Source organism: Xanthomonas sp. MLO165 (assembly GCF_018831305.1).
In the GTDB taxonomy this organism is placed as follows: Bacteria; Pseudomonadota; Gammaproteobacteria; order Xanthomonadales; family Xanthomonadaceae; genus Xanthomonas; species Xanthomonas arboricola.
In genome coordinates this window covers 3,404,804-3,429,770 of record NZ_CP029263.1, presented here as the reverse complement: position 1 = coordinate 3,429,770, position 24,967 = coordinate 3,404,804, and the positions used below count along the sequence as shown (strand labels likewise).

Here is a 24,967-nt window from a genome sequence, read left to right as displayed (position 1 = left end):
GCCCGGCCGGTCGTGAATGCGCGACTTGCCGCTCGGCCCGCAGCTGCACACGGTCGGAACGTCCGCCTGGCGGGCCCCCGGCAACGTACCCTTGACAGTCAATGCGGGTCTTGGGATATACATGCAGTTTCGTAGCGACGCCGGCAGGGAAGAAGCGTCGCGCGTCCGGGGATATTTGCATGACAGAAAACATTGCTGCGGGTGGGGAACTCGCAGGACTGAAGGTGATGGTGATCGATGATTCGAAGACCATTCGCCGCACCGCCGAAACGCTGCTGAAGCGGGAAGGCTGTGAAGTAGTGACAGCGACCGATGGTTTCGAGGCACTGGCCAAGATTGCCGACCAGCAACCTCAGATCATTTTTGTCGACATCATGATGCCGCGTCTGGATGGGTACCAGACATGCGCGTTGATCAAGGGCAACCAGCTCTTCAAGTCGACGCCGGTGATCATGTTGTCGTCCAAGGACGGCCTGTTCGACAAGGCACGCGGCCGCATCGTCGGCTCCGAGCAATATCTGACCAAGCCGTTCACCCGTGAAGAACTACTGAGCGCGATTCGCACGTACGTCCACGCCTGACCAGGGGGAAAGGCAACATGGCTCGAATTATATTGATCGAGGACTCGCCCACCGACAGGGCAGTCTTCAGTCAATGGCTGGAAAAAGCAGGCCATACGGTCGTCGCCACCGACAATGCCGAAGAGGGACTTGCGCTGATTCGCAGCCAGGCGCCCGATCTGGTGCTGATGGACGTGGTGCTGCCCGGCATGAGCGGTTTCCAGGCAACGCGTGCATTGGCGCGCGACCAGGCCACCAAGGACATCCCCGTGCTGCTGGTCAGCACCAAGGGCATGGAAACCGACAAGGCCTGGGGTTTGCGGCAAGGTGCCAGCGACTACATCGTCAAGCCGCCGCGCGAAGACGATCTGATCGCCCGCATCAAACAACTGGTGCGTTGATGCGTTCTCCATTCGACATTCTCGAAGACTACGAGCGTCGTAGTCTTGCGCACGCCACGCCGCTGCCGGAACGCCAGTTCTCGGCCGACATCTGGCGCGGCGTCGGCTATCGCGTCGGCACCCGGCGGCTGGTCTCGGATTTCCGCGAAGTCGCGGAAATCGTGCCGATGCCGCCGGTCACTCCGGTGCCGGGCGCACAGCCCTGGCTGCTGGGCGTGGGCAACCTGCGCGGCAACCTGTTCCCGGTGATCGATCTGAAGCAGTTCCTGGAGGGCCGGCGGACGGTGCTGCAGGAAGGCCAGCGCGTGCTGATCATGCGCCAGAGCGGCGGCGACGTCGCGCTGACTATCGACGAGCTGTACGGCCAGCGTAGCTTCGAGCAGGTCCAGGCGGTCGAACCCGGCGAGTTGGCGCAAGGCCGCTATGCCCACTTCATCGACCGTGCCTTCCGCAACGAGACGCAGGACTGGGGTGTGTTCTCCCTGGCGTTGCTGTCGCGCACTCCTGAATTCCGGCAGGCCGCGGCCTAAGCCGCGACCCCGCCACGTCATACAGATCGAGGTCGAACCATGAGTACCGCCCCGGACGCCCGCAAGACCAACAAGCTCGGCAGCGTCAGCACCAGCTTCTGGCTTGGTTTGCTGGTGTTGTCGATGATCGTGTTCGGCGCCAATACCGGCGTCGCCACCTGGCAGGGCAGTCGCCTGGCCGGTGCCGGCACCGGCGCGGCCGATCTGCAGGTGCTGTCGCAGCAGCTGGCCAACCAGGGCCGCGAAGCGGTCTCCGGTGACCCCAAGGCGTTTGCCGCGTTCAAGGAGACCAAGGCCCGCATCGACAGCACGGTCAGCGAACTGGATGGCCGCTACGGCCAGGAAGGCTCGGTCGCCAGCTCGATGGCCCAGCTCAAGGCGACCTGGGTGCCGCTGAGCAAGAACGCCGATCAGGTCATCGCTAGCGAACCGGCGGTGCTGGGTCTGTCCGGCAACGCCGAACGCTTCTCCGGCAGCGTGCCGCAGCTGCAGGCGCAGTTGAATGAAGTGGTGCGCGCGATGACGGTCAGCGGCGCGCCCGCCTCGCAGATCTACAACACGCTGCAGCAGGTCGTGGTCGCCGGCACCATGGCGCGCCGGGTGACCGAAATGCGCGCCGGTGGCGCCAATGCCGCCGCCTCCGGCGATGCGCTGGCACGCGACTCGGTGGTGTTCACGCAGATGCTCGAAGGCCTGCGCGCGGGCAACGACGAACTGGGCATCGCCGCGGTGCGCAACCCGGCCGCGTTGTCGGCGCTGGAGCAGTCGCAGGCGCAGTGGGCGACGATGAAGAAGGACGTCGACGCCATCCTGGCCAGCTCGCGCAACCTGTTCGCCGCGCAGTCCTCGGCCGCCGCGCTGACCGCCGGCTCGAACAAGATGCTGGACGACAGCAAGAAGTTGTTCGATGCGTTCTCGGCGTTCGGCTCGGTGCGCGACACGCGCCTGTTTCCGAACTTCTGGCTGGGCGTGGTGTCCGGCCTGCTGGCGCTGCTGGCGATCATTGGCTTTGTCTGGAGCTCGGTGCGGGTACGCTCGCGCGAGCAGGACGTGCGTTACCAGGCGCAGGTGGAATTCAACAGCCGCAACCAGCAGGCGATCATGCGGCTGCTGGACGAAATCAGCTCGCTCGGTGAGGGCGACCTGACCGTCAAGGCCTCGGTGACCGAGGACATGACCGGCGCGATTGCAGACGCCATCAACTACGCCGTGGATGAGCTGCGCCACCTGGTGACCACGATCAACGACACCTCGGCCAAGGTCGCCGTGTCGACCCAGGAGACCCAGGCCACCGCGATGCAGCTGGCCGACGCCGCCGGCCAGCAGGCCAACCAGATCACCACCGCCTCCGAGCGCATCAGCGAAATCGCCGCCAGCATCGAACAGGTGTCGCGCAACTCCACCGAGTCGGCCGAAGTGGCGCAGCGCTCGGTGGTGATCGCCGCCGAAGGTGCCGGCGTGGTGCGCGAGACCATCCAGGGCATGGACCAGATCCGCGACCAGATCCAGGAAACCTCCAAGCGCATCAAGCGCCTGGGTGAATCCTCGCAGGAGATCGGCTCGATCGTGGAACTGATCAACGACATTTCCGAGCAGACCAACATCCTGGCGCTCAACGCCGCGGTGCAGGCCGCCTCGGCGGGCGAGGCCGGTCGCGGTTTCGCGGTGGTGGCCGACGAAGTGCAGCGCCTGGCCGAACGCACCTCCGGCGCGACTCGGCGGATCGAAGGCCTGGTGCAGACCATTCAGGCCGATACCAACGAGGCGGTCAGCTCGATGGAGCAGACCACCTCCGAAGTGGTGTCCGGTGCGCGCCTGGCCGAAGACGCCGGCACCGCGCTGACCGAAATCGAGCGCGTGTCCAACGCCTTGAACAACCTGATCAAGAACATCTCCATCGCCGCGCACCAGCAGTCGGCCGCAGCGACGGATATCACACAGACCATGGGCGTGATCCGTCAGATCACCAGCCAGACATCGCAGGGTGCGGAGCAGACGGCCGAGTCGATCGGCAACCTGGCTCAGCTCGCTGCCGATCTGCGCCGTTCGGTCGCCGACTTCAAGCTGCCGGCGTGAGCACGACGCGGAACGGGAAAGGATCAGCAGATGGCGCGTAGTAGCGTTACGTCGATGCAGGAACAGACCGGTGGCCGCCTCGGCGGTACCCCGGCCGTAGGCAGGGGGCTGCAATGAGTGCGCTTCGCGATGCGATGAGTCACGCCGCGCTGGGCTGGGTCAAGCCGGAGCTGGACGAGACGTTGCGCCAGGCGCGCAACGAGATCGAGTACTTTGCCGAAGAACCGTCCGACACCAGTCGGATGCGCTTCTGCGCCGGCTATCTGCACCAGGTGCAGGGCACCTTGCGCATGGTGGAGCTGTACGCCCCGGCGATGGTGGCCGAAGAACTCGAGCTGCTGGCCCAGGCGGTGCAGGTCGGCGAGGTGGCCGACCGCGACGAAGCCTGCGCCATGCTGATGCGCGGCACCGTGCTGCTGCCCGACTACCTGGAGCGCCTGCAGAACGGTCACCGCGACATTCCGATCGTGCTGCTGCCGCTGCTCAATGAAATCCGTGCCACGCGTGGTCAGCCCGGCCTGAGCGAAAGCGTGCTGTTCGCGTTCGATCCGCAGGCCGGCGTCGCCACCGAGGCCGAGCTGGATCACGCGCGCGGCAGCCTGAGCGGGCGCAATCGCGAGTTGCTCGACACCGTCGGCAACGCGGTCAAGGAAGAATTGCTGCGCGTCAAGGACGCGCTGGACCTGCACCTGCGTACCGGCGGCGAGATCGCCGAGCTGCAGACCCAGGTCAAGGATCTCGGCAGCGTTGCCGACACCCTGGGCATGATGGGCCTGGGCGTGGCGCGCAATGTGGTCGTGCAGCAGCGCGATGCGCTGGCGCGCGTGGTCGACGGCCAGGTGCAGATGGACGAAGGCGTGCTGCTGGATATCGCCGGCGCGCTGCTGTATGTCGATGCCTCGCTGGATGACCAGGTCGCCAGCCTGGGCGCCGATGTCGGCGACGGCAATGAAGCCAGCAACAGCGCCACCTCCTCGGAAGTGCGGCGCACGGTGGACGTGCTGGCGCAGGAGGCGATCGCCAATTTCGGTGCGGCGCGCGAGCATTTCGTCGCCTTCATCGAGACCAACTGGGACCACGCCCGCCTGGCCGACGTGCCGCATCTGCTCGGCGAAGTCGGCGGTGCGCTGCGCATCCTCGAGCTGCCGCAGGCGGCCGATTACCTGGAAGGCGTGCGCCGCTATGTCGATCTGGAACTGATCGGCAAGCAGCGCGTGCCCAGCGGGCGCCAGCTGGACACCCTGGCCGATGCGATGGCCAGCCTGGAGTACTACCTGGAAGCCCTGCGCGAGCGCCGTCCCGGCCGCGAAGAAATCCTGGACATCACCCGCAACAGCCTGGAAACGCTGCGCTATTGGCCGCTGCCCTCGGGCCAGCCGTCCGACCTGCCGGTCGGTGCCGACCAGCCGGGCAGCGTGGCCGAGCAGCTCGCCGCATCGCTCGCGCAGCAGGCCGCTGCCCCGGCGCTGGCGGCCAACGACGCTGCGCCGACGCCGTCGCTGGAATGGGCCAACGAAACCGTGGTCGAGGCGCCGTTCGCCGCCAGCGTGGTGCACGACACCGGCGCTGCCGCTACCGATACGGTGTTTTCGTTCGACCCGGTCGCCGCCGAGGAAACCGTCTCCGGCCAGGCGCACGTGCCGTTTACGGTTGCGCCGCTGGACCTGTCCGACGATGGCGCGCAGGCGCCCGGCGACTGGCAGCTGGAAACCACCGAGCACGCCGCACCGATCGCCACCTCCATTTTCGACCCGGTGTTGGCCGAGCAGGACGGCAGCGTGTCGGCCGATGCCGCGCAGGTCAGCTACACCGTGGATCTGAGTGCGCTGGAGCAGGACGACAGCGCCACGCCGGCGGTTGCCGAACCGACGCCGCTGCAGATCGAGCAGATCGAGTTGCCTGGCGATGCCGACCAGAGCGAGGCACCGCTGGACTTCATCGCACAGGCCCAGACCGGCCGCGCGCAGACCAGCATCGAGGATGCGTTTTCGCCGCCGCCGCTACCGCCCGTGGCGCCGCAAGAGCTGGACGACCCGTTCGTCGACTCCGCGCCCGAACCGCAGCCAGCCCCGGCCGACGACGCCGCCGAGCAGAGCGCACCGCGCGTGCAGCAGGCGGTGGTCAGCGAGTTCGAACTGGACGCCGCATCGACGGTGTTTTTGGCCCAGCTCGACGCGGCCGCCGCGCAGTTCGATGTGCAGCGTCAGCAGGTACAGCACACGACCGATGCCGACAGTCAGACTGCGAAGGCAGCGCCCGAGCCGGCAGCGAGCGAAGCGGCCCAGGCCAGTGCCGATGCCGGCATCTTCGGCGGCTTTGGCGACAGCGATATCGACGACGACATCCGCGACGTATTCCTGGAGGAATTCGACGAAGAGCTGGTCAATCTGGGCCAGCTGCTGCCGGTCTGGCGTGCCGCGCCACACAGCCAGGACAACCTGCGCCCGATCCGCCGCGTCTTCCACACCTTGAAGGGCAGCGGTCGCCTGGTCGGCGCGCAGGTGCTCGGCGAGTTCAGCTGGAAGATCGAGAGCATGCTCAACCGCGTGCTCGACAACTCGCGGCCGGCCAGCCCGGCGGTGGTGGCGATGGTCGAACTGGCCTACGAGGTGCTGCCGCAGTTCAACGCCGCATTGCGCGACCAGGGCCGCATCAGCGCCGATCTGCCGGACATCCAGGCAGTTGCCGAGCGTGTGGCCGCGGGCGAAGAAGTCTATTACGTGGCCGCGCTGGCAACGCCGGTGGCTGCGGATGTCGCCTTCATTCCGGCAGCGGCAGGCGTGTTCGCGGCGACCGGTGGCACACCGGCCTCGGTGGATAGCGTGCTGCGCGAGATCCTGGAAGCCGAAGTCGCCACCCATCTGGAAACCGTCAACGCATGGCTGCAGGCCAACCAGGCCGAGCCGCAGCTGGCAAGCGAAGAATTGCTGCGCGCGGTGCACACCATGAGTGGCGCGTTTGCGATGACCGACGTGCCGGAAATCACGCTGGTGACCACGCCGGCCGAGAGCTACGTCAAGCGTCTGCTTGCCGCGTCGCTGCTCCCCTCGCAGGAGGGCATCGACGCCATTGCCGCAACGGCGTCGGCAATCGCCACCACCGTGACCGCCTTGCGCGCCGATGCGCCGTTGATTCCGTCGTTTGCGCCGTTGAGCGAACGCCTGCGCGCGCTGGTGGAGACGCTGCCGGAAGCGCAGTGGCCACCGCAGGCGTTCCTGGACGAGCTGGAAGATCTGGATGCGCCGGGCGAGATGGCGGTCAGCAGCGAGTCGGCGGTCGAGCTGACCGGGGCGCAGGATCTGTCGCAGTATCTGGACGCCAGCGCGCTGCCGTCGGATACGAGCAATCACAGCGCGCCCGTGCATGCCGCCGATGACGCAGCGGATGCCGATGCGCACGCCGATGCCGACGCACCGATCGCGGTGGACGAGCTGGCCGAGGCCGAGGCTGAAGACACCTCGTCGCTTGCGCTGGACGCACCGGCACCGCATGAACAGACGCAGACGGCTGACCTTGCTGCGCTGGAGCAGGAGCAGATTGCTGATTCGGTCGAGACTGCGCAGGCCCCGGCCGGGGATGCAGTCGCCTCCGATGCGGGAGCGGAGCAGGTCGCCGAGGCGTCGCATGGCGATGCTGCCCAGCACCAGCACCAGCACCAGCACCAGCACCAGCACGAAGCCGAGGCTGAGTCGCCTGGCGTCGATGGGCACGACACCCCGGCCGATGAGCCGGTGGTCGACGCCAATGCCTGGGATGCGACCGGATTGCAGCAGGCTAGCCATGTCGATGCGGCATCGCATGCGCACGCAGGCGACGTGCCGGAAGCTGGCGAGCACGTGGCAGTGGACGAGTTGTCCGACGTGGAAGCCGCGTTGGGCGATGCGCAGACGCTCGCCGCACCCGAAGCCGGGGAGCTTGCTGCCGAGCGTGCAGACGCCGAGCAGCAGTCGCCGGGCGAGCATGCTGCCGAGTACGAGCAGCACGACCAGCGCGAGGCTGACGCAAGCGTGCAGGATGCCGAAGCGGCATTGAGCGATGACGCGGCGTCCACGGACGAAGCGCCTGTCGAGACCATCGAGGCATTGGAAGCAGTGCATGCGCAGGCCCCGCTGGCCGACCACACGCATGCGGCGACCAGCGAAGACTGGACGCAGGACAGCGCGGCGCTGGATGGCGAGTCGACCGGGCAGGGCGACCACGTGTCCACCCCGCACGACGAGGCTATCGGTGCGCAGGCGCAGCCGCCCGCCGACGAGGCAGCGCAGCACGGCGATGCCGCGTTGCCGCAGGATGCCGACGCGCAGCTTGGCGACCAGTTGCAGGTGCAAGACACGGCGCAGTTGGGCGAGCATCCGTCTTCCGAAGAACATGCGCTGTCGGGCGAGCAGGTGCACCTGCAGGAACCTGCGCATACGGACGAGGCTGCGCAATCGGAAGCGCATGTCGATTCGGACGAGCAGGAACACCTAGACGCGCACACGCATGCCGACGGAGTCGAGCACGTTGCGGAAGCCGAGCAGACTCCAGAAGCAGGGCAGGCTGAAGCAGAGCAGGCTACAGAAACAGAACAGTCTGCAGCGGCGGAACAAACTGCAGAGGTTGAACAGCCCGCAGACGCAGACCACGCTGCAGACGCACAGCAGGCTGCCGAAGCGCTACCCGAACACACCATCGAGTCGGTGCAAGCCTTCGAGATGGCGCAGGTGGCTGATCAGGTCGAAGAGACCGGTGATCCGCAGTCGGACATTGCGCCGGAGCTGCATTCGGACGTCGCTGCTGACGCCGAGGCGGATACCCATGCCGATGCCGAGGTCCACGCGCAGCATCCAGACGCAGACGCAGACGCAGACGCAGACGCAGACGCGACGCTCGAGGCTGCCAACACGGATGCTGTCGAGCATCCCGAGCAAGTCGAACACGCCGAACAAGTCGAGTATCCCGAGCACGCCGAACAGGTCGGACACACAGAGCAAGTCGTATCTACCGACTCCGCAAGCGAACACGAAGACGTCACAGCCGTGGCCTTCAGCGCGCCGGTGGAAGACGCTGCGGCGGGCGATAGCGCCGCCAACGACGTGGGCGCAGCCTTCGATACCGGCCCGCTCAACTTCGACCAGCTCGATGGCGAACTGGTCGACATCTTCGTCGAGGAAGGCCGCGACCTGCTCGACCATTGCGATGGTCTGATCGCCCGCATGCGCGAGGTGCCGGAAGACCGCGAGGTCCTCAACGGACTGCAGCGCGACCTGCACACGCTCAAGGGCGGCGCGCGCATGGCCGGCATCAACGCCATCGGCGACCTCGGCCATGCGATCGAATCGCTGCTCGAAGCGGTGGCGGCCAACCGGACCGACATCGACCGCGACGACGTGCGCCTGTTCGAGCGCGGCTTCGACCGCCTGCATCAGCTGTTGACCCGCACCGGCATGCACCGCGCCGTGGCGATGCCGACCGACCTGGTGGAAGCCTTCGAAACCCGTACCCGTGGCCGCAATGCCGCAGAGCCCAGCGACGCCGATGTGCGTGCGATCGCCAAGGCGTCGGTGGAACCGGCACCGCTGTCGGCGCCCATCCCGGTCGACGGCCAGGTCGAGGAAGAACTGCTGCCGCGCGCGCAGCAGGAACAGGTGCGCGTGCGTGCCGACCTGCTCGACCGCCTGGTCAATCACGCCGGCGAAGTGGCGATCTACCGCTCGCGCCTGGAACAGCAGATGGGCGCCTTCCGCGGCGCCATGGGCGAACTGGATCGCACCAACGCCCGTCTGCGCGACCAGTTGCGTCGTCTGGATCTGGAAACCGAAGCGCAGATCGTGGCGCGTTATCAGCGCGAGCAGGATCAGGGCGATCGCACCTTCGATCCGCTGGAACTGGACCGCTTCTCCACCCTGCAGCAGCTCAGCCGCGCGCTGAACGAATCGGCCGCCGACTTGGGCGGCTTGCAGGGCGTGCTGGAAGATCTCTCGCGTCAATACGACGGCTTGCTGCAACAGCAGTCGCGCGTCAGCTCCGAGCTGCAGGACGGCCTGATGCGTGCGCGCATGGTGCCGTTCGACGGCTTGGTGCCGCGTCTGCGCCGTGTGGTCCGCCAGGCCGCCACCGATACCGGCAAGCAGGTGCATCTGCTGCTGGAAGGTACCCAAGGCGAGCTCGATCGCAACGTGCTCGACCGCATGGTCGCGCCGCTGGAACACATGCTGCGCAACTCGGTGGCGCATGGCCTGGAGGCGCCGGAGCAACGGCGCGACGCGGGCAAGCCGGAAGAGGGCAGCATCGCGATCCGTCTGCGCCGCGAAGGCTCGGAAATCGTGCTGGAAGTGGCCGACGACGGCGCCGGGCTGGACCGCGAGGCGATCCGTCGCCGCGGCGAGCAGCGCGGCCTGATCGAACCCGGCCAGGAACTCAGCGAGGCCGAACTGGATGGGCTGATCTTCGCCTCCGGTTTCAGCACCTCCGAGCAGGTCAGCCAGCTGGCCGGCCGTGGCGTGGGCATGGACGTGGTCCGCAACGAAGTGCGTCAGCTCGGCGGCTCGGTGGACATCCACTCGGTGCGCGGCCAGGGCGTCACCTTCACCCTGCGCCTGCCACAGACGCTGGCGGTCACCCAGGCGGTGTTCGTGCGCATCGGCGACACCACCTTCGCGGTGCCGGTGGCATCGGTCAGCGGTATCGGCCGCATCTCGCGCAGCCGCTACGAGTCGGGCGAGGGCGGCTACCACTACGCCGGCGAGGAGTACGTGCTGCACGATCTCGGCTCGCTGGTCGGCCAGGCCGCCGCGCGTGCCGATGGTCAGGCACAGGTGCCGTTGCTGCTGGTGCGTGCGGGCGACCTGCGCGCGGCGGTGGCGATCGATCAGGTGCTGGGCAACCGCGAAATCGTGGTCAAGCCGGTGGGCCTGCAGATCGCTTCGGTGCCGGGCATCTACGGCGCCACCATCACCGGCGATGGCCGCGTGGTGGTGATCCTGGACGTGGCCCCGCTGGTGCGCCGCTATCTCAGCCAGCCGGCGCGTCCGGCGCCGGAAACCCCGGCCGAATCGCAGCGCCAGGTGCCGTTGGTGATGGTGGTGGACGATTCGCTGACCATGCGCAAGGTCACCAGCCGCGTGCTGGAACGCCACAATCTGGATGTCACCACCGCACGCGATGGTGTCGAGGCATTGGAACTGCTGCAGGAGCGCGTGCCCGACCTGATGCTGCTGGACATCGAAATGCCGCGCATGGACGGCTACGAGCTGGCGACCGCGATGCGTGCCGACCCGCGCTTCAAGGCGGTGCCGATCGTGATGATCACCTCGCGCAGCGGCGAGAAGCATCGCCAGCGCGCCTTCGAGATCGGCGTGCAACGTTACCTGGGCAAGCCTTACCAAGAGTTGGATCTGATGCGAAACGTGTATGACCTGCTGGGGATCGCCCGTGTCCGAGAATAATGGCGCAATGGGAACTCCGGTCGCCCTGCTGGGCCGCCCCGGGCAGGCGCGCGAGCGGCTGCGTGAAGCGCTCGGCCTGGCTGGCGCCCACGTGGTGCTGGAAGACGAGCCCTCCGCGGTAGATGTGCAGATGCTGCGCGATGCCGAGCCGGTGGCGGTGCTGGTCGCGCTGGAGCCGTCGATCGAAGACGCGCTCGAAGCGCTGGAGCCGGCCTTCAACATGCCCGGCGTCACGGTGATCTTCGACGAGGCCGAGCTGACCGTGCGTCGCGAGGGCTGGGAAGCGCAGCGCTGGGTGCGCCATCTGGCCGCCAAGCTGCATGGCCATGCCGACGTACTGCCGCCAGGCACCGAGAGCGAGCCGTCGCTGCAGCCCGAACCGGGCCTGGAACTGGCGCCGCGGCAGCATTCGGACCTGCAGCTGGACCAGCATCTGCAGGCAGCCGCGCATGCGTTCGACAGCGTGCCCGGCGATGCCTTGTTCGCACGGGGCGTGGACACGTCCGAGGCCGCGGCCGACACGCCGGGCCTGACGCTGGGCGATTCCAGTACCTGGGGCCTGGTCGACGAGGTCGCGGTGGTGGTGCGCCCGCGTGCCGAATTGAACATGGACGCGTTGTCGACCGGCGGACTGTCGCTGGTGGAGCTGGATCAGGCCGGTGACACCACCGGTGCGGTGCTGGTACTGGCCGGTATCGGCGGCCCGGATGCGATCCGTCGCCTGCTGTCCGCGCTGCCGCCGGAGTTTCCGCGCGCCGTGCTGGTGCGCATGACCCTGGATGGCGGCCAGTACGGCAACCTGGTGCGGCAGATGGGACGCGTGTCGGCATTGCCGGTCGAACTGGGCGAAGCCGGCCAGGTGATTGCGGCGGGCAAGGTCTACGTGCTGTCCGACGACATCGGCGTGCAGCAACATGCCGGCGCGCTGGCGTTTGTCGCGCAGGCCGATCCGGCCGGGCTGGTGGCCGCGTTGCCGCCGACCGACAGCGCGGTGCTGATGCTCAGCGGCGCCAACGAGGCGCTGGTCGAGGCCGCGCTGGCGCTGGCCGAGCAGGGCGGCTGGCTGGCCGGTCAATCCGCCGACGGCTGTTACGACCCGGCCGCGGCGGCGCGTCTGGCGCGCCAGGGCATTCTGACCGGCGACCCTGCGCAGCTGGCGCAGGCGTTGGCGCAGCGCTGGCCGGCATAAGCCGGGCGCTTCCTCTCAAGAACGGAACAGGTGCGATGAGCTACGCCAACAATGACGAAATCCGCGGCGTCCTGATCCAGGCCGGCCAGGAGCGCGTGCTGCTGCCCAACGCCACGGTGGCCGAGGTGATGTCGCGGGTGGCGGTCGAGCCGATGGCCGAGATGCCGCGCTGGGTGGTCGGGCGCATCGACTGGTACGGCTGGAAGGTGCCGCTGCTGTCGTTTGCGCGCTTGAGCGGCATGGGCGAGGAGCCTACGGCGGTCAACAACAAGGTGATCGTGCTCAAGGCGCTGGGCGGCAATCCTGTGCTGCCGTATTTCGCCTTGCTCACCGCATCGTTCCCGCAGCTGATCTCGGTGCCGCGCGACGGCCTGCTGGCCGACGCTTCTGAAGATGCGCTGCCCGACGGCGTGCATATGCGCGTGCTGCTGGGCGAGCAGAGCGCGTTGCTGCCGAACCTGGATGCGATCGAGGCGCAGGTTGCGCAGGCGCTTGCGGCGGTTGCCGCCTAATGTGCCATTGCCGGGCGACGACGCTGCCCGGTTGCGGGCAGTGCCGGGACGAGGATCGGGTAGGGGCCGCGCTGCTCTGACGAGTGCCACCGCGCTGCGTGCAGTGCATGCTGACACGGCAGATGGCTGGGATGTCTTGCTGCCGTAGGGCAACCGTTTGCGGGGGCGTGATCTGTATGTGTCAGCCTGCTCTACACAACTCGCACGCCGCGCGCAAGGCGCGCCCGCGGCTGTCATGAGTCTTCCCGTCTTCGCGCCGGTCGAGCACGCCGACGGTGTGCTGCTGTGCGATCTGGCCATCGTCGATCCGGCCGCGATGGCCGATTACCACAGCCGTAATCGCGCGCATCTGGCCGCGGCGATGCCGCTGCGGCCACCGGCGTTCTACACCACCGAGGGCTGGCGCCGGCTGAGCATCGCCTACCGCACCGCGGTGCCGGGCGAGCGCGAGTTGCAACTGGTGTTGCTGCGCGATGCGCAGGTGATCGGCACGGTCGGCTTCACCCAGATCCAGCGCGGTGCCTTCCAGGGCTGTCATCTCGGGTATGGCCTGGATGCGCAGCAGCAGGGGCGCGGCCTGATTCAGTGGGCGGCCACGCAGGGCATCGGGTTTGCGTTCGGCCCGCTTGGCCTGCATCGGGTGATGGCGCAATACGTCCCCGACAACCTGCGCAGTGCGCGCGTGCTGCAGCGGCTGGGCTTCCAGATCGAAGGCTATGCGCGCCGTTACCTGCAATTGAACGGCGTCTGGCGCGACCATGTATTGACCAGCAGGTTGCGCGGCGACGATCCGGCGGCGGGTGCGTGAGCCCGGTTGCACAGGCGGGTACAGCGATGCCCGATGTGCGGTGACCTAGGGGGTGGCGGTCAGCGGCTCGACACGCAGCTGGTCGGCTTCGAGCCCTGCATCCTGCAAGACCTCCACCTGTGTCGACCAGCCGCGTTGCCGGAGGCGCTCGCGCAGTCGGCTGGCCCAGTCCTGCACCTCGGGTGCATCGGGTGTGGCGGCCAGGATGCGGATCCGAGCCGGCGCGGGATCGTCGGCGGCGGCGTGGCGCGCAAGCCAGTCGGCCGGTGGCATGGCGCGCTTTATCGGCGCGACGCGCACCGGGGCAGATTTTGCTCGAGACATCCCGGCGTCGACCGCCGTGGTGCTGAAGGCTGGTTGGCTGGTTGGCGGTGTTGCGCGGGCGGCGTCCGTCTGCGCCAACGGCGCATGGAGCACACGCAGCGGTGCAGGCTGGCCTGCGCCAGGCGCGCGTGATTGCAGCGTGCCGTCTGTTGCGCTGATGACGATCTGCGCCTGCTCGGTCAACGGCGGTGGGGCCGGCAGTGATGCCGGTGCTGGCGAGGGCGGGATGGGAGCAAGTGCCGCAGGCGCGCTGGGCCGGGCACTGGCTACGAGCGAGCCAGTCACCGACGCATCCTCAGGGAGTGCGACGATCGGGGCTGGAGCTGGTGCAGGCGCCGCGGGTGGCTGGGCGTCGGCTGATTGCAGGTCAGTGCCTGGCGTGGGGTCGGCGGCGAGTGCGGAGTCGAATGAAGGCGCAGGCGCTACAGGCGCCGCTGCACTGACTGGTTCCGGGGGCAAGGCGGGCGATGGCAGGGGGGACGGCGCTGGCGGCGGGGAGGGCGCTGCCGCGCTCGGGCGCGCTGCGGTTTCGGAGACGTCGGCATCCGCCGGTGCCGGCATCGCAGGCAAAACCAACGCATGCTCCGCGCCGGGATCGAGCTGCTCAGGCGCGCGCCTGGCTTGGTGAACTGTCGACGGTTCGACGACTGACGTCCCGACTGCAGCCGCTGGCGGCGCCTCCGCAGTGGGCTGACTGGCCTGCCACTGCAATCCGATGCCGACCACCAGGGTGATCGATGCAGCGAAGGCCAGCGTCGGCATCCAGCGCGGGCGACGGCTGCTGCGTCGGCGGGCGGCTGGGTTGCCGGCAGGGGCGGGATTTAAGCTTGCTGTGGCGGCAGCTGCTGCTGCCTGCGCCTGCGCCGATGCATGGGAGGTGGATGTGGACGCGCTATCAGGCCCGGGAAGCGCGCGCGATGCGATTCCAGATGCAACGGCGGCTTCCTCCGCAGATGCCGGTACCGCGGTAGCCAGTGACGCGGCTGCTGCTGCGGCCACGTCTGCGGTCGGACGCAGCTCTGCCGTATCGGCGTGTAGCGGTTGCGCGGCGATCCACGCACGCGCTGATTCGCCCAGGTTCGTCGTCCCGGCCTGATCGATAGGTTGGCCCTGTGCCAGACGCGCCTGCACGGCAGCACGCCGTACGGCCTGCGCCTGCTCCGCCTGCGCGGCGGCCGCCGCAAACATCGCCGCCATCGTGGCGGGTGCTTCGAACTGCAAGGTGTCCTGCGGTGGATGCACTGCCGCACGTTCGGCATCGGCGTTGCGTGCTGCCTGTGCAAACCACGCCTGCATCGACGCCGGCGGGGTATGCGCCGGCAGTGCACGCAGCAGTGCGGCAAGGCCATCGCTGCCGGCGACAAACCGATCGAAGGACTGGCTCATCGGGTCGCGTCCAGGCTCAGGCGCAACTTTGCGAATGCATAGCGCAGCCGGCTCTTGACGGTCTCGAAACCTTCGCCGATCACCTGGGCGATTTCGTCGACGCCGAGCTCGGCAAAGAAGCGCAGCACCACCACTTCGCGTTGTGCGTCGGGCAATGCCATCACCGCGGCGCGCACGCGATGGTGTTGCTGGCCGAGCATGGCCAGCTGCTCGGTGGACAGGTCGTCATCGGGCAGTTGCAGATGGGCGTCGTCCAGCGCCACCGAGGTGCTGTGAGAGGCGCTGCGACGGGTGTCGATCCAGCCGTTGCGCGCGATCTGGAACAGAAAACTGGTGAAGGCGGCCTGCCCGGGGCGGTAGTCGCTGCAGCGGGTCATCAGCTTGATCCAGGTCTTCTGCGCGAGGTCTTCGGCTTCGCTCAGGTTGCCTTCGCACAACCAGGCCAGGAAGTTGAACAGGGCGCGGTTGTGACGCGTGAACAACTCGGTGGCCGGCTGTTCGACAAAACCATTGGCGACGAGGAGCATGAGCTCCTCGTCGGGAAGATGCGCAAGGTCGGCAGGTTGCATGCGCGCAGTATAGGCAGGTGCCGCGCGCATCAGTCGGTGGTTGCGATTGGCCGGCTACTCAGTGCGTCGGCCTGCTGCACCAGCTGCAGGAAATCGGCGCGGTAGCCGAAGCGGTCGCTGCCCAGGCTGGCCGCGGCCAGGGCACGCACCTGCGGATAATCCCAGCCGTGCAGCTGAGTGCCGCCACGCAGGCGCTGGCCGAACCCGGCCACTGCGGCAGAAAAGCGGAAGGCATCGCTGGTGGCGTTCAAGGCCCGGCGCTGATTGCTGCGGACCACCGTGTCGAGCAACTGGCTGCGTTGTGCATCGGGCAGCTTGTAGCGCAGTTTGACGTGCGCCAGTTCGCTGTCGATTGCACGCACTTTTCGAGGTGTGGCGGTGTTGGCATAGCGCAACGGATCCACCGATGCGTGGCCGTCGGTCGGGGTGATTTCATACAGCGCGGTGACGGTGTGGCCGGCGCCGATCTCGCCTGCATCGACCTGGTCGTTGTTGAAGTCCTCGCGTTGCAGTGCGCGGTTTTCATAGCCGATCAGGCGGTATTCCTTGACGGTGTCCGGATTGAATTCGACCTGGATCTTGACGTCGCGCGCGATCGTGGCCAGCGTGGCGCCGAGCTCATGGGTCAGTACCTTGCGTGCTTCCAGCGCCGAGTCGATATAGGCGTAGGCACCGTCGCCGGCATCGGCCAGCTGTTCCATCAGCGTGTCGTTGTAGTTGCCGGTGCCAAAGCCGAGCGTGGACAGCGCCACGCCGGAGCGCCGCTTTTCGGCGACCATGCCCTTGAGCTGATCGAAGTCGGTGACGCCGACATTGAAGTCGCCATCGGTGGCGAGCAGGATGCGGTTGATGCCGCCGCGCAGATAGGCTTGCTGGGCAGCCCTGTAGGCCAGTTCGATGCCGCTGGCGCCGGCGGTGGATCCGCCCGATTGCAGGCTGTCGATGGCTTCGATGATGCGGCCCTGCTGGTCGCCGGGCGTGGGCGGCAGCACGACTGCGGTGTTGCCGGCATAGGTCACCAGGGTGATGCGATCTTTCGCCCGCAACTGACGCACCAGCAGCTTGAGCGAGGATTGCAGCAGCGGCAGTTTGTCGGGCGAGTCCATCGAGCCGGAGACATCGACCAGAAACACCAGGTTGGCCGGCGGCAGATCGGCGCTGGCGATGTCGCGGCCGGCAATGCCGACGCGCAACAGCAGGCTGTCGTTGTTCCAGGGCGTGGGCGCCAGTTCGGTGCGCACGGCGAACGGTTGGCCGTTGGTGGGTGCGGGGTCGTCGTAGCGGAAGTAGTTGATCAGCTCTTCCACACGCACGGCGTCCACCGGCGGTAGCGTGCCTGCGCTCAGGAAGCGCCGCACATTGCTATAGCTGCCGGTGTCCACGTCGATGCTGAAGGTGGACACCGGATTCGCCGCAGTCTGCACGATCGGGTTGTCGCGCAGCGTTTGATAGGTTTCGCGGTCTTCGGCCGGTGCCGGCAGGAGCGGCGGCATCGGCATGCGGTTGTCGAGCATTGGGCGTTGTGCGACCCACTTGGCGCTTGGCGCCCGCTGTGCAACCGAGGCCTCAAGTGCGATGGGCGCTGCTGGCATCGGCATCGGCATCGGCATCGGCATTGCGGATGGCGATGGTGCCGGTGCTGGACTCGGCACAGACGGCGGCTGCATGGGGTGGGCGAGGGCAGGCGCTGCGAGACTGCCCTCGATCTGCGCGGGTGTCGAAGCGGTGGGTGGCGATGGCTGCGCGGTTGCAGGCAGCACGGTGGTGCGCGAACTGTCGCTGTTCGGCTGGGTCGGCTCGTGCGAGCAGGCGCTCAGCAGCAAGGCGAGCGCAAGAAGGCTGTGACGGGGCATGGGAATCCTTTGCGTGGCGAAAAGGGATGGGTGAACAACGGACCGTCCGAGGTCGCCGTGCACTGCGCCTCTGTTGAGTAAACGGACCAGTGCGGCAAACGGGGTTAACTGGGGTGAAGATTTTTTTCGATCGCTGCTGAGTGCTGTGTGCAGTGCCCGCTGCGGGGAGGGCTGGGCGATGGGCATCACTTGTCTGCGTACCCTCACCCCAACCCCTCTCCCGTTGGAGAGGGGCTTGATGCTTCCCTTCTCCCATTGGAAGAAGGTGGCGCCTAGCGCCGGATGAGGGCACGGCGCTGCAGGGCGGTGCCGGTCGCCCCGTACCCTCACCCCGACCTCCGCTCCGCGTCCCGGCCCGCGCCAGCAGCGCGGGCGCTCCAAGGCCCGCGCGCAAGCCGTGCCTTCTCGCCGCTGTGGGAGAGGGGCTTTACAGTCATTGCTGCGCGTTATGCGCGAATCCGCACTGCTGGGCGCCGCAAGGCGGTTTATCCGCGCGCGGTGCTGCCGCATGATGGAAGGCTATGGCCGCGCACTGCGGTTGCCTGTCTTCTTCCTGCATGGAGTTCGCCCGGATGATCCAACGTCGTCACTTTCTCAAGAGCGCCACGCTTGGTGCGATCGCTTCCGGCTTGGCCGGGTGGGGCGCACGTGCGCAGGCGGCCGCCGGTGCCGGCACGGCCGGACGCGTTACCGCGCTGCCGCGCGGCGCGGCGCGGGTGATTTCCACCTGGGATTTCGGCATTGCCGCCAATCAGGCGGCCTGGAAAATCCTTGGCAGCGGCGGTATCGCACTGGATGCGGTGGAAGCCGGCGTGCGCGTGCCGGAAGCAGACCCGAGTAATCCGACTGTTGGCTTGGGCGGCTATCCGGACCGCGACGGCCGGGTGACGCTGGACGCCTGCATCATGGATCACCTGGGCAATTGCGGCTCGGTGGCGGCGCTGGAAGATGTGGTGCATGCGATTTCGGTGGCGCGCGCGGTGATGGAAAAAACCCCGCATGTGATGCTGGTCGGCGATGGCGCGCGGCAGTTCGCGCTGGAGCAGGGATTTCCGCAGACCAAGCTGCTCACGCCCAGCTCGGAAGCGGCGTGGAAAGAGTGGTTGAAGACCTCGAAGTATTCACCGGAAGCCAATATCGAAAACCGCGCCTGGCGCGATGCGAAGCTGCCGGGCGGCAAGGACAATCACGACACCATCGGCATGCTGGCGCTGGATGCGCACGGCAATCTGTCCGGCGCGTGCACCACCAGCGGCATGGCGTGGAAGATGCATGGCCGGGTTGGCGACAGCCCGATCATCGGCGCGGGGCTGTATGTAGACAACGAGGTGGGCGGTGCGACCTCGACCGGCGTCGGCGAAGAGGTGATCCGCAATGTCGGCAGTTTTGCGGTGGTGGAAATGATGCGCCAGGGCAAGTCGCCGGCCGATGCCTGCCGCGAGGTGGTGATGCGGCTGATCCGGCGCAAGCCCGAACTCACCCGCACCTTGCAGGTAGGATTTCTGGCGATGAACAAGCGTGGCGAGGTGGGGGCGTTCGCGATCCAGAAGGGTTTCAGTTACGCGGTCTGCGATGCGCAGCGGCAGGATCTGCTGGTGCCCGGTGAAAGCCACTACACCACCGAGCCTGCAGCATGAGTGGGTTGGGGCTGGAAGTGGCCGCCGATTCGGTGGGGTCGGCATTGGCGGCGCAGGAAGGCGGTGCGATGCGGGTCGAACTCTGCGGGGGCCTGGATGGCGGCGGGCTGACGCCATCGTTCGGCACGCTGGCGGTGGTGCGTGAGCGATTGCAGATTCCGCTATACGTATTGATCCGTCCGCGCGTGGGCGACTTCGTCTTCGACGCGGCGGAGGTCGAGGTGATGCGGCGCGATGTGGAGCAATGCGTGCGGCTGGGCTGCGATGGCGTGGTGCTAGGCGCGCTGGATCCGCACGGGCAGGTCGACATGGGCACGATGCGGGTGTTGATCGCCGCAGCCGGTTCGCTGGGCGTGACCTTTCATCGTGCGATCGATGTCAGTGCCGATCCGTCGCGCGCGCTGGAAGATGCAATCACGCTGGGTTGCGAGCGCGTGCTGACCTCCGGTGCGCGTGCGAGCGCGCTTGAAGGTGTCGACACCATTGCCGCATTGGTGCGGCAGGCGGGCGACCGCATCAGCATCATGCCGGGCGCGGGCGTGTCCGAAAGCAATGTGCGTGCGCTGCGTGCCAACACCGGCGCGCGCGAGTTCCATGCCTCCTCACGTGGGCCGGTCGCGGCGCAGGTGCATGCGCCGCACGCGTACATCTCCGATCTGGGCGGCGACTACCAGCGTACCGATGTGGCGCGTGTGCGGCGGATCGTGGGGGTGTTGCAAGAGCTGTGAGGCGCTGTGTGCCGATTGTGGAGCACGTGAGCTGGACCTTTTTGCACGCTGTGGCTGGGCAATTTAGGTGAAGCGACGGCGTGGCATGTGAGCTGTAGCTTGGCTGCCGGTCCTTGCCCGCCCACCCTCGCGGGACACGCCGCAAGTACCTCCTTGTAGGCTCTTACGCGGCATCCATGCCGCGTAAGGTCCCGCGCCGGTAGGAGGACAAAGACCTATCGAGATGGTCGGTATGCGTGGACAAGAGCAGGAGCGGCGGTCGGCGAGTTGCTTGTGTGCACGACCATCAAGCTTTGCTGCGTTGAAACGGCGGCAAAGCTCTTGTGTTGAGCTCAGACGGGCACTGTGGAAGAAGCGGGGAAAAGCATCTGATCTGGTGCTTCGTTGCAGGGCCCTTGCCCGCCCACCCTCGCGGGACACGCCGCAAGTACGTCCATGTAGGCTCTTACGCGGCATCCATGCCGCGTAAGGTCCCGCGACGGCGGGCGGACAAGGACCTGTCGAGATGGTCGGTGTGCGTGTTTGCAAGCAGAGCATGATGGATGCCGCCAAGGAGCATCCGCGGACAGGTTTATGCCGTGTCCCGCAAGCGGCGAGGGAATCGCGCCCTCGACCGTTCGATCTATTGCACACTTCCGGGCAATGACTGCGGCGATCTCATGTCATCTGCCTCGCTGCCAAGTCGTGTCGGATCCAGGACGACATGCTTGATGCGTTGGCGCTTCCAGGTGTAGCTGATATGGACCAGACCATCGCGGGTCTGGATCACGGCTGGGTAGGAGAACTCGTCTTTTGCACTGTTTTCCAGCGTGAGGGCGCGTTGCCAATGCACGCCGTCGGTCGATAGCGCCACCGCAAGCGTGCCGCGACCATCCCACCAGTCCTTGCCGGCGATACCGGGGTTGTAGACCAGCAGGGCGCGGCCGTCGCGCAGCATCACCGCGTCGGTGCCGGAGTTGGGGTTCTCCACATCCAGCAACTGCATCGGTTGCCAATGCAGGCCGCCATCCTGCGAGAAGGTACTGAACAACTTGTTCTGCTGGCTGCGCCCGAGCACCTGCACGCGCCCGTCTGCGTGCAGCAATACGCTGGGCTGGATCGCACCGATCACCGCCGGGTCGTTGAGCGGCATGCCGCGCTGCCAGTGCGCGCCGTCGTCTTCGCTCCATTCCAGATGCGCGCGCCAGCCGCGGTCTTCGCTGCTGCTGGGCGCAAGGATGCGTCCGTTCGGCAATTGCACCGGCTTGTTCTTGATCGGGCCGAGAATGCCGTCGGGCAGGCGCTGCGGCGGCGACCAGTGCGCACCGTCGTCATCGGAAGTGGTGCGCAGTCCCCACCAATCGCGCGGATTTGGGCCGAGCTTGTAGTACAGCTGCACCGGGCCGGTGACGGACTGGAACAGCACCGGATTCCAGGCCGGCAGCGCGGCGCCATTGGTGCCTGCGTGCGCGCCATCGGCGATGCGTCGTGGCGACTGCCAGTGCTGCGCGCCGCGTTGTGCGAGCCAGATACCGACATCGGCCGCTCCCTCGTGCGCGCCGCCGAACCAGGCCGCCAGCAGCGTGCCGTCGCGGGTTTCCAGCAGCGTGGAGGCGTGCGCCTGCGGTGTCGGTGCCGGGTCGGCGATGAACTCGCTGAGCACGATGGGTGAGGGCGTCGGCATGGGCGATTCGGCTTGAACTGCGCAGGCGGCAAGGCTCGCAACAAGGCAGGTCAGCAGGCGTGACGGGAGCATCGTGGTGAAGTCCTGTGCGGATTTTAAAGATACCTATTTATTATCTATTAAATACCATGCTCCCCGGTCATCCCAGGCGGCCGTGGTCACCGACCACGGCGAGGCGCGGCGATGTCATGACACCCGCTCTCCACATTGCGCTGGCTGGCCGCACTCGGCCTGACCGCCTTGACCCTGCACACCGCCATGACGCAGAACTTTGCTGCGCCTGCGACGTCCATCGCGAAGCGGCGTTGCGAGGATTCAGTCGTACGCGAGCAGGCCGTTATCGAGATGACACGGTGTGCGGTGTGCCTGGCGCTTGGTCGGCGCACCGCAACGCGGTAAACCGGTGCGACCGGCTTTCAGGGCCGATTGGCGTGCAACAACGCGCAGCGCCGTGTATCCGTCCACTCAGGAGCACACGTATGGCTTTTCCAACATCAGTCAACGACCAGATCACCGATGCTGTCACGCAGTCCAACGTCAAGGTCATTGGCGAGGCGCCTGCAATGGCGACGAGCACGATCTACCAGAGCATGGCGCATTCGAGCGGCATCCTGTTTCAGAACGCGGTATCGGTGCAACAGCAGCAAAACACCCTGTCGCAGGCCGCCAGCAACCAGGGCGTGATGCAGATCTACAGCCTTGATACGACCGCCTCGGCGGCGGATGTCGAGAAGATCGCGCAGGCGGGCGTCGCCGACAATCTGACCAGTCTGCTCACCGTGCTCAATGCGTTCAACACCAGCAAATAATGGCGGCTGGCGACAGCGGCAGTGCTGTCGCCAATGTTGCTATTGCCATTGCTGACGCGAGCGTCGTCGCACTCAGGCCGCGTCGTCGTCGCGCGCCTGCGGCGGCAACAGGATCTGCGGCTGCTTGGCCGAGTGGGTCTGGCACAGGAAGGTCATCAGGTGCGCCGCTTCGGTGCTGCCGATCGGCTGGCTGGGCGCGGGCTTGCTGTGGACGTGTTCGGCGAAGGCGTGCTGGGTCTGCTCCGGAACCGCGGAGACAGGGTCTTGCGTAACGGTGGACGACGACATGAAACGCTCCTGGAACTCACGATCTGACCGTCGCCCGATAGGACGACGGGAATGCGCCACTGCCTTCCACAACGGCGTGAGCCGGTGATCTTGCCTGGAATGCGATCGGTCCGATACCACAATTGGTAGCAGACGCTGCGCGGGCGGCGGACCTCCAGATAGCGGCGGGCGCGCGGCGGTCTGAAGGGGGGCGCTCCGGGGGCGCCCGGCGGGTTGCCTGGCGGTTGGGTTGGGCGTCGACGGGGGATGGGCGTGCGGCCTGCGATCGCCGTCCCGGACAGGTGCGCAATCGCCAGCGGCCCGCCACCCGCGTGCCGGTTACTCCTTCGGCGTGATCCACACCTGCTGCTGCAGGCCGCGCACGCCGGGCTTGGCGGTGCTGTCCAGGTCGAACACCACCACGCTGTTGTCGCCCTTGCGCTGGAACGGGGCCGGGAAATACAACGCCCGCTGCGGGCCGATGGCCCAGTGGCGGCCCAGGTTGACGCCGTTGGCCCAGGCCACGCCCTTGCCGAAGGCGCGCATGTCCAGATAGGTGTCGGTCGGTGTGCCGATGCGCAGCGTGCCGCGGTGGAAGGCCGGGCCTGCGACGGGGGTGCGGGTCCAGCCGCGGATGCTGTCGGGCGAGCGCATCGGCAGCGGGAAGGCCTGCCAGCCGGTGAGCTGCCGGTTGTCCAGCAGCACCGGGTCGACCAGCCCGGCGCGGCCGTCGGCCATGCGCGGGCCGTAGTTGATGCGGCCGCTGTTTTCGACCAGCACATCCAGCGTGTGCTGGCCGGCCGGAATATCCACATCGGTGGAGACCTGCTGCAGCCGGCGCTCGACACTGCCGACCGGCTTCTGGTCGACGTATACCCGCGCCACATCGCGCACCTCGCCCAGGTACAGCGGCCCCTTGCGCGGGCCGGTGACGGTGGTGCGATAGAGGATGTAGCCGTAGTCCTGGCCGAAGTGCTCCATCGGCTGCGGGGTGTCGATGGCGATCGGGGCGGGCAGGTTGTCCCACAGCGAGGCGGATTCGCGCAGCGGCGTCTCCGGCAGCGCCGCGATCGCGATCGGCTTGGGCAGCGCGGGCGGCTGTACGCCGGTGACGCGGGCGATGGCGTCGCGCATCAGCGCGAACTTGGGGGTGGGGCGGCCGGCTTCGTCCAGGATGGCGTCGTAGTCGTAGCTGGTGGTCTGCGGGGCGTAATGGTCGCTGGGATTACCCTGGAAATTGGCACCATTCATGAAGCCGAAACTGGTGCCGCCGATGAACATGTAGAGGTTGGCCGAATGCCCCTGGCGCAGGATCCACTCCAGCTCTTCGGTCTGTTGTTTGGCGTCGGTGCTGGCGTGCGGCTTGCCCCAGTGGTCGAACCAGCCGGCCCAGTATTCGCCGACCATGCGCGGTTGGTCGGGACGGAACTTGATCAGTTTGTCGAACGCGCTTTTGGCCTCGCCGGGGGCGAAGTTCACCACCGCCAGGGTGTCCGGCAAGGTGCCGTTGGCGAGCATGTCGGCGCCGTCGGAGGTGAACAGCAAGGCGTCGTCGAAGCCGGCCTTGACGTACATGGCGCGGTTGTCGGCCATGTAGGCGTGGTCGTCGCCGTAGGAGCCGTATTCGTTCTCGACCTGCACGGCGATGATCGGCCCGCCGTTGTGATTGAGCAGCGGACGCACCTGTTGGGACACGGCATCCAGATAGGCCTGGCTGGCGGCGAGGAAGCGCGGGTCGCGGCTGCGCACGCGGATGTTGTCCTTGCCGAACAACCAGGCGGGGTAGCCGCCGGCTTCCCACTCGGCGCAGGTGTAGGGGCCGGGCCGCAGGATCACGTTGAGGCCTTGCGCGGCGGCCTCGCGTACGAAGGCGGCCACATCGTTGTTGCCGGTGAAGTCGAACCGGCCTTGCTGCGGCTCGACCAGGTTCCAGAACACGTAGGTCTCCACCGTGTTCAAGCCCAGTGCGCGCGCCTTCTGCAGGCGGTCTTTCCAGTAGTCACGCGGGATGCGCTGGAAATGGATGGCGCCGGAGAGCAGTTGATACGGCTTGCCGTCGCGCACGAACTGCGTGCCCTGGGTGCCGAAGCTGGGCCAGGTGTGGGTGTCGGCGGCACTGGCGGCGACGGGAAGCGCCAGCGCGAGGGCCAGGACGAGGGGGCTGAGGGTGCTGCGCAACATGGGCGATTCTCGGCGGTAACGAGTGACGAGTGACGAGCAAGGACAAA

18 protein-coding genes are annotated in these 24,967 nt (G+C 67.2%); 12 read left to right on the top strand and 6 right to left on the bottom strand.

The annotated features are described in order from the left end of the window. The first annotated feature begins 179 nt into the window (after window positions 1-179). The 8 genes from pilG (at window position 180) to DGN21_RS14420 (ending at window position 13,503) form a co-directional block, all read left to right on the top strand. A complete protein-coding gene (pilG, locus tag DGN21_RS14455; protein ID WP_024711139.1) occupies window positions 180-581 on the top strand; it encodes a twitching motility response regulator PilG in 402 nt (133 codons plus the stop codon). Window positions 582-598: 17 nt separating this feature from the next. Next, a complete protein-coding gene (locus tag DGN21_RS14450) occupies window positions 599-961 on the top strand; it encodes a response regulator (protein ID WP_024940328.1) in 363 nt (120 codons plus the stop codon). Next, window positions 961-1,491, top strand: a complete 531-nt coding sequence (locus tag DGN21_RS14445; RefSeq protein ID WP_003482487.1) for a chemotaxis protein CheW — start codon at window positions 961-963, stop codon at window positions 1,489-1,491. Before DGN21_RS14450 ends, DGN21_RS14445 begins: the two co-directional genes overlap by 1 nt. A 39-nt stretch (window positions 1,492-1,530) precedes the next feature. Next, the gene (locus DGN21_RS14440) at window positions 1,531-3,567 is read left to right on the top strand and encodes a methyl-accepting chemotaxis protein (protein ID WP_016904289.1); all 2,037 of its coding nucleotides are present in this window, start codon (window positions 1,531-1,533) and stop codon (window positions 3,565-3,567) included. Window positions 3,568-3,680: 113 nt separating this feature from the next. After that, window positions 3,681-10,994, top strand: coding sequence for an Hpt domain-containing protein (locus DGN21_RS14435; protein ID WP_215824965.1), 7,314 nt, complete (start codon window positions 3,681-3,683; stop codon window positions 10,992-10,994). 7 nt (window positions 10,995-11,001) lie between these two features. After that, window positions 11,002-12,183 (top strand): chemotaxis protein CheB, encoded by a 1,182-nt coding sequence (locus tag DGN21_RS14430; RefSeq protein ID WP_024940326.1) that lies wholly within the window; start codon window positions 11,002-11,004, stop codon window positions 12,181-12,183. Between the two features lie 35 nt (window positions 12,184-12,218). Further along, on the top strand, window positions 12,219-12,695 hold the full coding sequence (locus tag DGN21_RS14425; protein ID WP_024940325.1) for a chemotaxis protein CheW: 477 nt from the start codon (window positions 12,219-12,221) through the stop codon (window positions 12,693-12,695). 235 nt (window positions 12,696-12,930) lie between these two features. Beyond that, the gene (locus DGN21_RS14420) at window positions 12,931-13,503 is read left to right on the top strand and encodes a GNAT family N-acetyltransferase (RefSeq protein WP_102580834.1); all 573 of its coding nucleotides are present in this window, start codon (window positions 12,931-12,933) and stop codon (window positions 13,501-13,503) included. A 45-nt stretch (window positions 13,504-13,548) separates the two neighbouring features. Here DGN21_RS14420 and DGN21_RS20225 read toward each other — a convergent pair whose 3' ends face one another. Genes DGN21_RS20225 through DGN21_RS14405 form a run of 3 tightly spaced genes read right to left on the bottom strand, consistent with a single transcriptional unit; the run spans window position 13,549 to window position 17,281 of the window. Further along, on the bottom strand, window positions 13,549-15,213 hold the full coding sequence (locus DGN21_RS20225; protein WP_252374722.1) for a hypothetical protein: 1,665 nt from the start codon (window positions 15,211-15,213) through the stop codon (window positions 13,549-13,551). Then, window positions 15,210-15,782: a sigma-70 family RNA polymerase sigma factor gene (locus DGN21_RS14410; RefSeq protein WP_215824964.1), complete on the bottom strand. Its 573-nt coding sequence runs from the start codon at window positions 15,780-15,782 to the stop codon at window positions 15,210-15,212. Before DGN21_RS14410 ends, DGN21_RS20225 begins: the two co-directional genes overlap by 4 nt. 29 nt (window positions 15,783-15,811) lie before the next feature. After that, entirely contained in the window at window positions 15,812-17,281 is a 1,470-nt protein-coding gene (locus DGN21_RS14405; RefSeq protein ID WP_252374714.1) for a VWA domain-containing protein, read from the bottom strand. Window positions 17,282-17,357: 76 nt separating this feature from the next. Between DGN21_RS14405 and DGN21_RS20220 the strand changes: the two genes are divergently transcribed. From DGN21_RS20220 to DGN21_RS14395, 3 genes are all read left to right on the top strand, one after another. Continuing rightward, window positions 17,358-17,627: a hypothetical protein gene (locus DGN21_RS20220; RefSeq protein WP_252374665.1), complete on the top strand. Its 270-nt coding sequence runs from the start codon at window positions 17,358-17,360 to the stop codon at window positions 17,625-17,627. A gap of 580 nt (window positions 17,628-18,207) precedes the next feature. Then, window positions 18,208-19,272: a N(4)-(beta-N-acetylglucosaminyl)-L-asparaginase gene (locus tag DGN21_RS14400; RefSeq protein ID WP_046346022.1), complete on the top strand. Its 1,065-nt coding sequence runs from the start codon at window positions 18,208-18,210 to the stop codon at window positions 19,270-19,272. Beyond that, complete coding sequence (locus tag DGN21_RS14395; protein ID WP_215824962.1) at window positions 19,269-20,000, top strand: copper homeostasis protein CutC; 732 nt, start codon at window positions 19,269-19,271, stop codon at window positions 19,998-20,000. The genes DGN21_RS14400 and DGN21_RS14395 overlap by 4 nt, the downstream gene beginning before the upstream one ends. Before the next feature lie 622 nt (window positions 20,001-20,622). Here DGN21_RS14395 and DGN21_RS14390 read toward each other — a convergent pair. Beyond that, a complete protein-coding gene (locus DGN21_RS14390; RefSeq protein WP_215824961.1) occupies window positions 20,623-21,735 on the bottom strand; it encodes a sialidase family protein in 1,113 nt (370 codons plus the stop codon). Between the two features lie 407 nt (window positions 21,736-22,142). On the opposite strand from DGN21_RS14390, the gene DGN21_RS14385 reads away from it, so the two are divergent. Beyond that, window positions 22,143-22,472 carry a RebB family R body protein gene (locus DGN21_RS14385; RefSeq protein WP_104576419.1) on the top strand — a complete coding sequence of 110 codons (330 nt, stop codon included), beginning with the start codon at window positions 22,143-22,145 and terminating at the stop codon, window positions 22,470-22,472. Between the two features lie 72 nt (window positions 22,473-22,544). Here the strand turns inward: DGN21_RS14385 and DGN21_RS14380 are convergent, their stop codons facing one another. Together DGN21_RS14380 and DGN21_RS14375 are read right to left on the bottom strand one after the other, a co-directional pair. Then, window positions 22,545-22,760: a hypothetical protein gene (locus DGN21_RS14380; RefSeq protein WP_016904393.1), complete on the bottom strand. Its 216-nt coding sequence runs from the start codon at window positions 22,758-22,760 to the stop codon at window positions 22,545-22,547. Window positions 22,761-23,078: 318 nt separating this feature from the next. Next, on the bottom strand, window positions 23,079-24,920 hold the full coding sequence (locus tag DGN21_RS14375; protein WP_215824960.1) for a beta-galactosidase family protein: 1,842 nt from the start codon (window positions 24,918-24,920) through the stop codon (window positions 23,079-23,081). Between the last annotated feature and the right edge of the window lie 47 nt (window positions 24,921-24,967).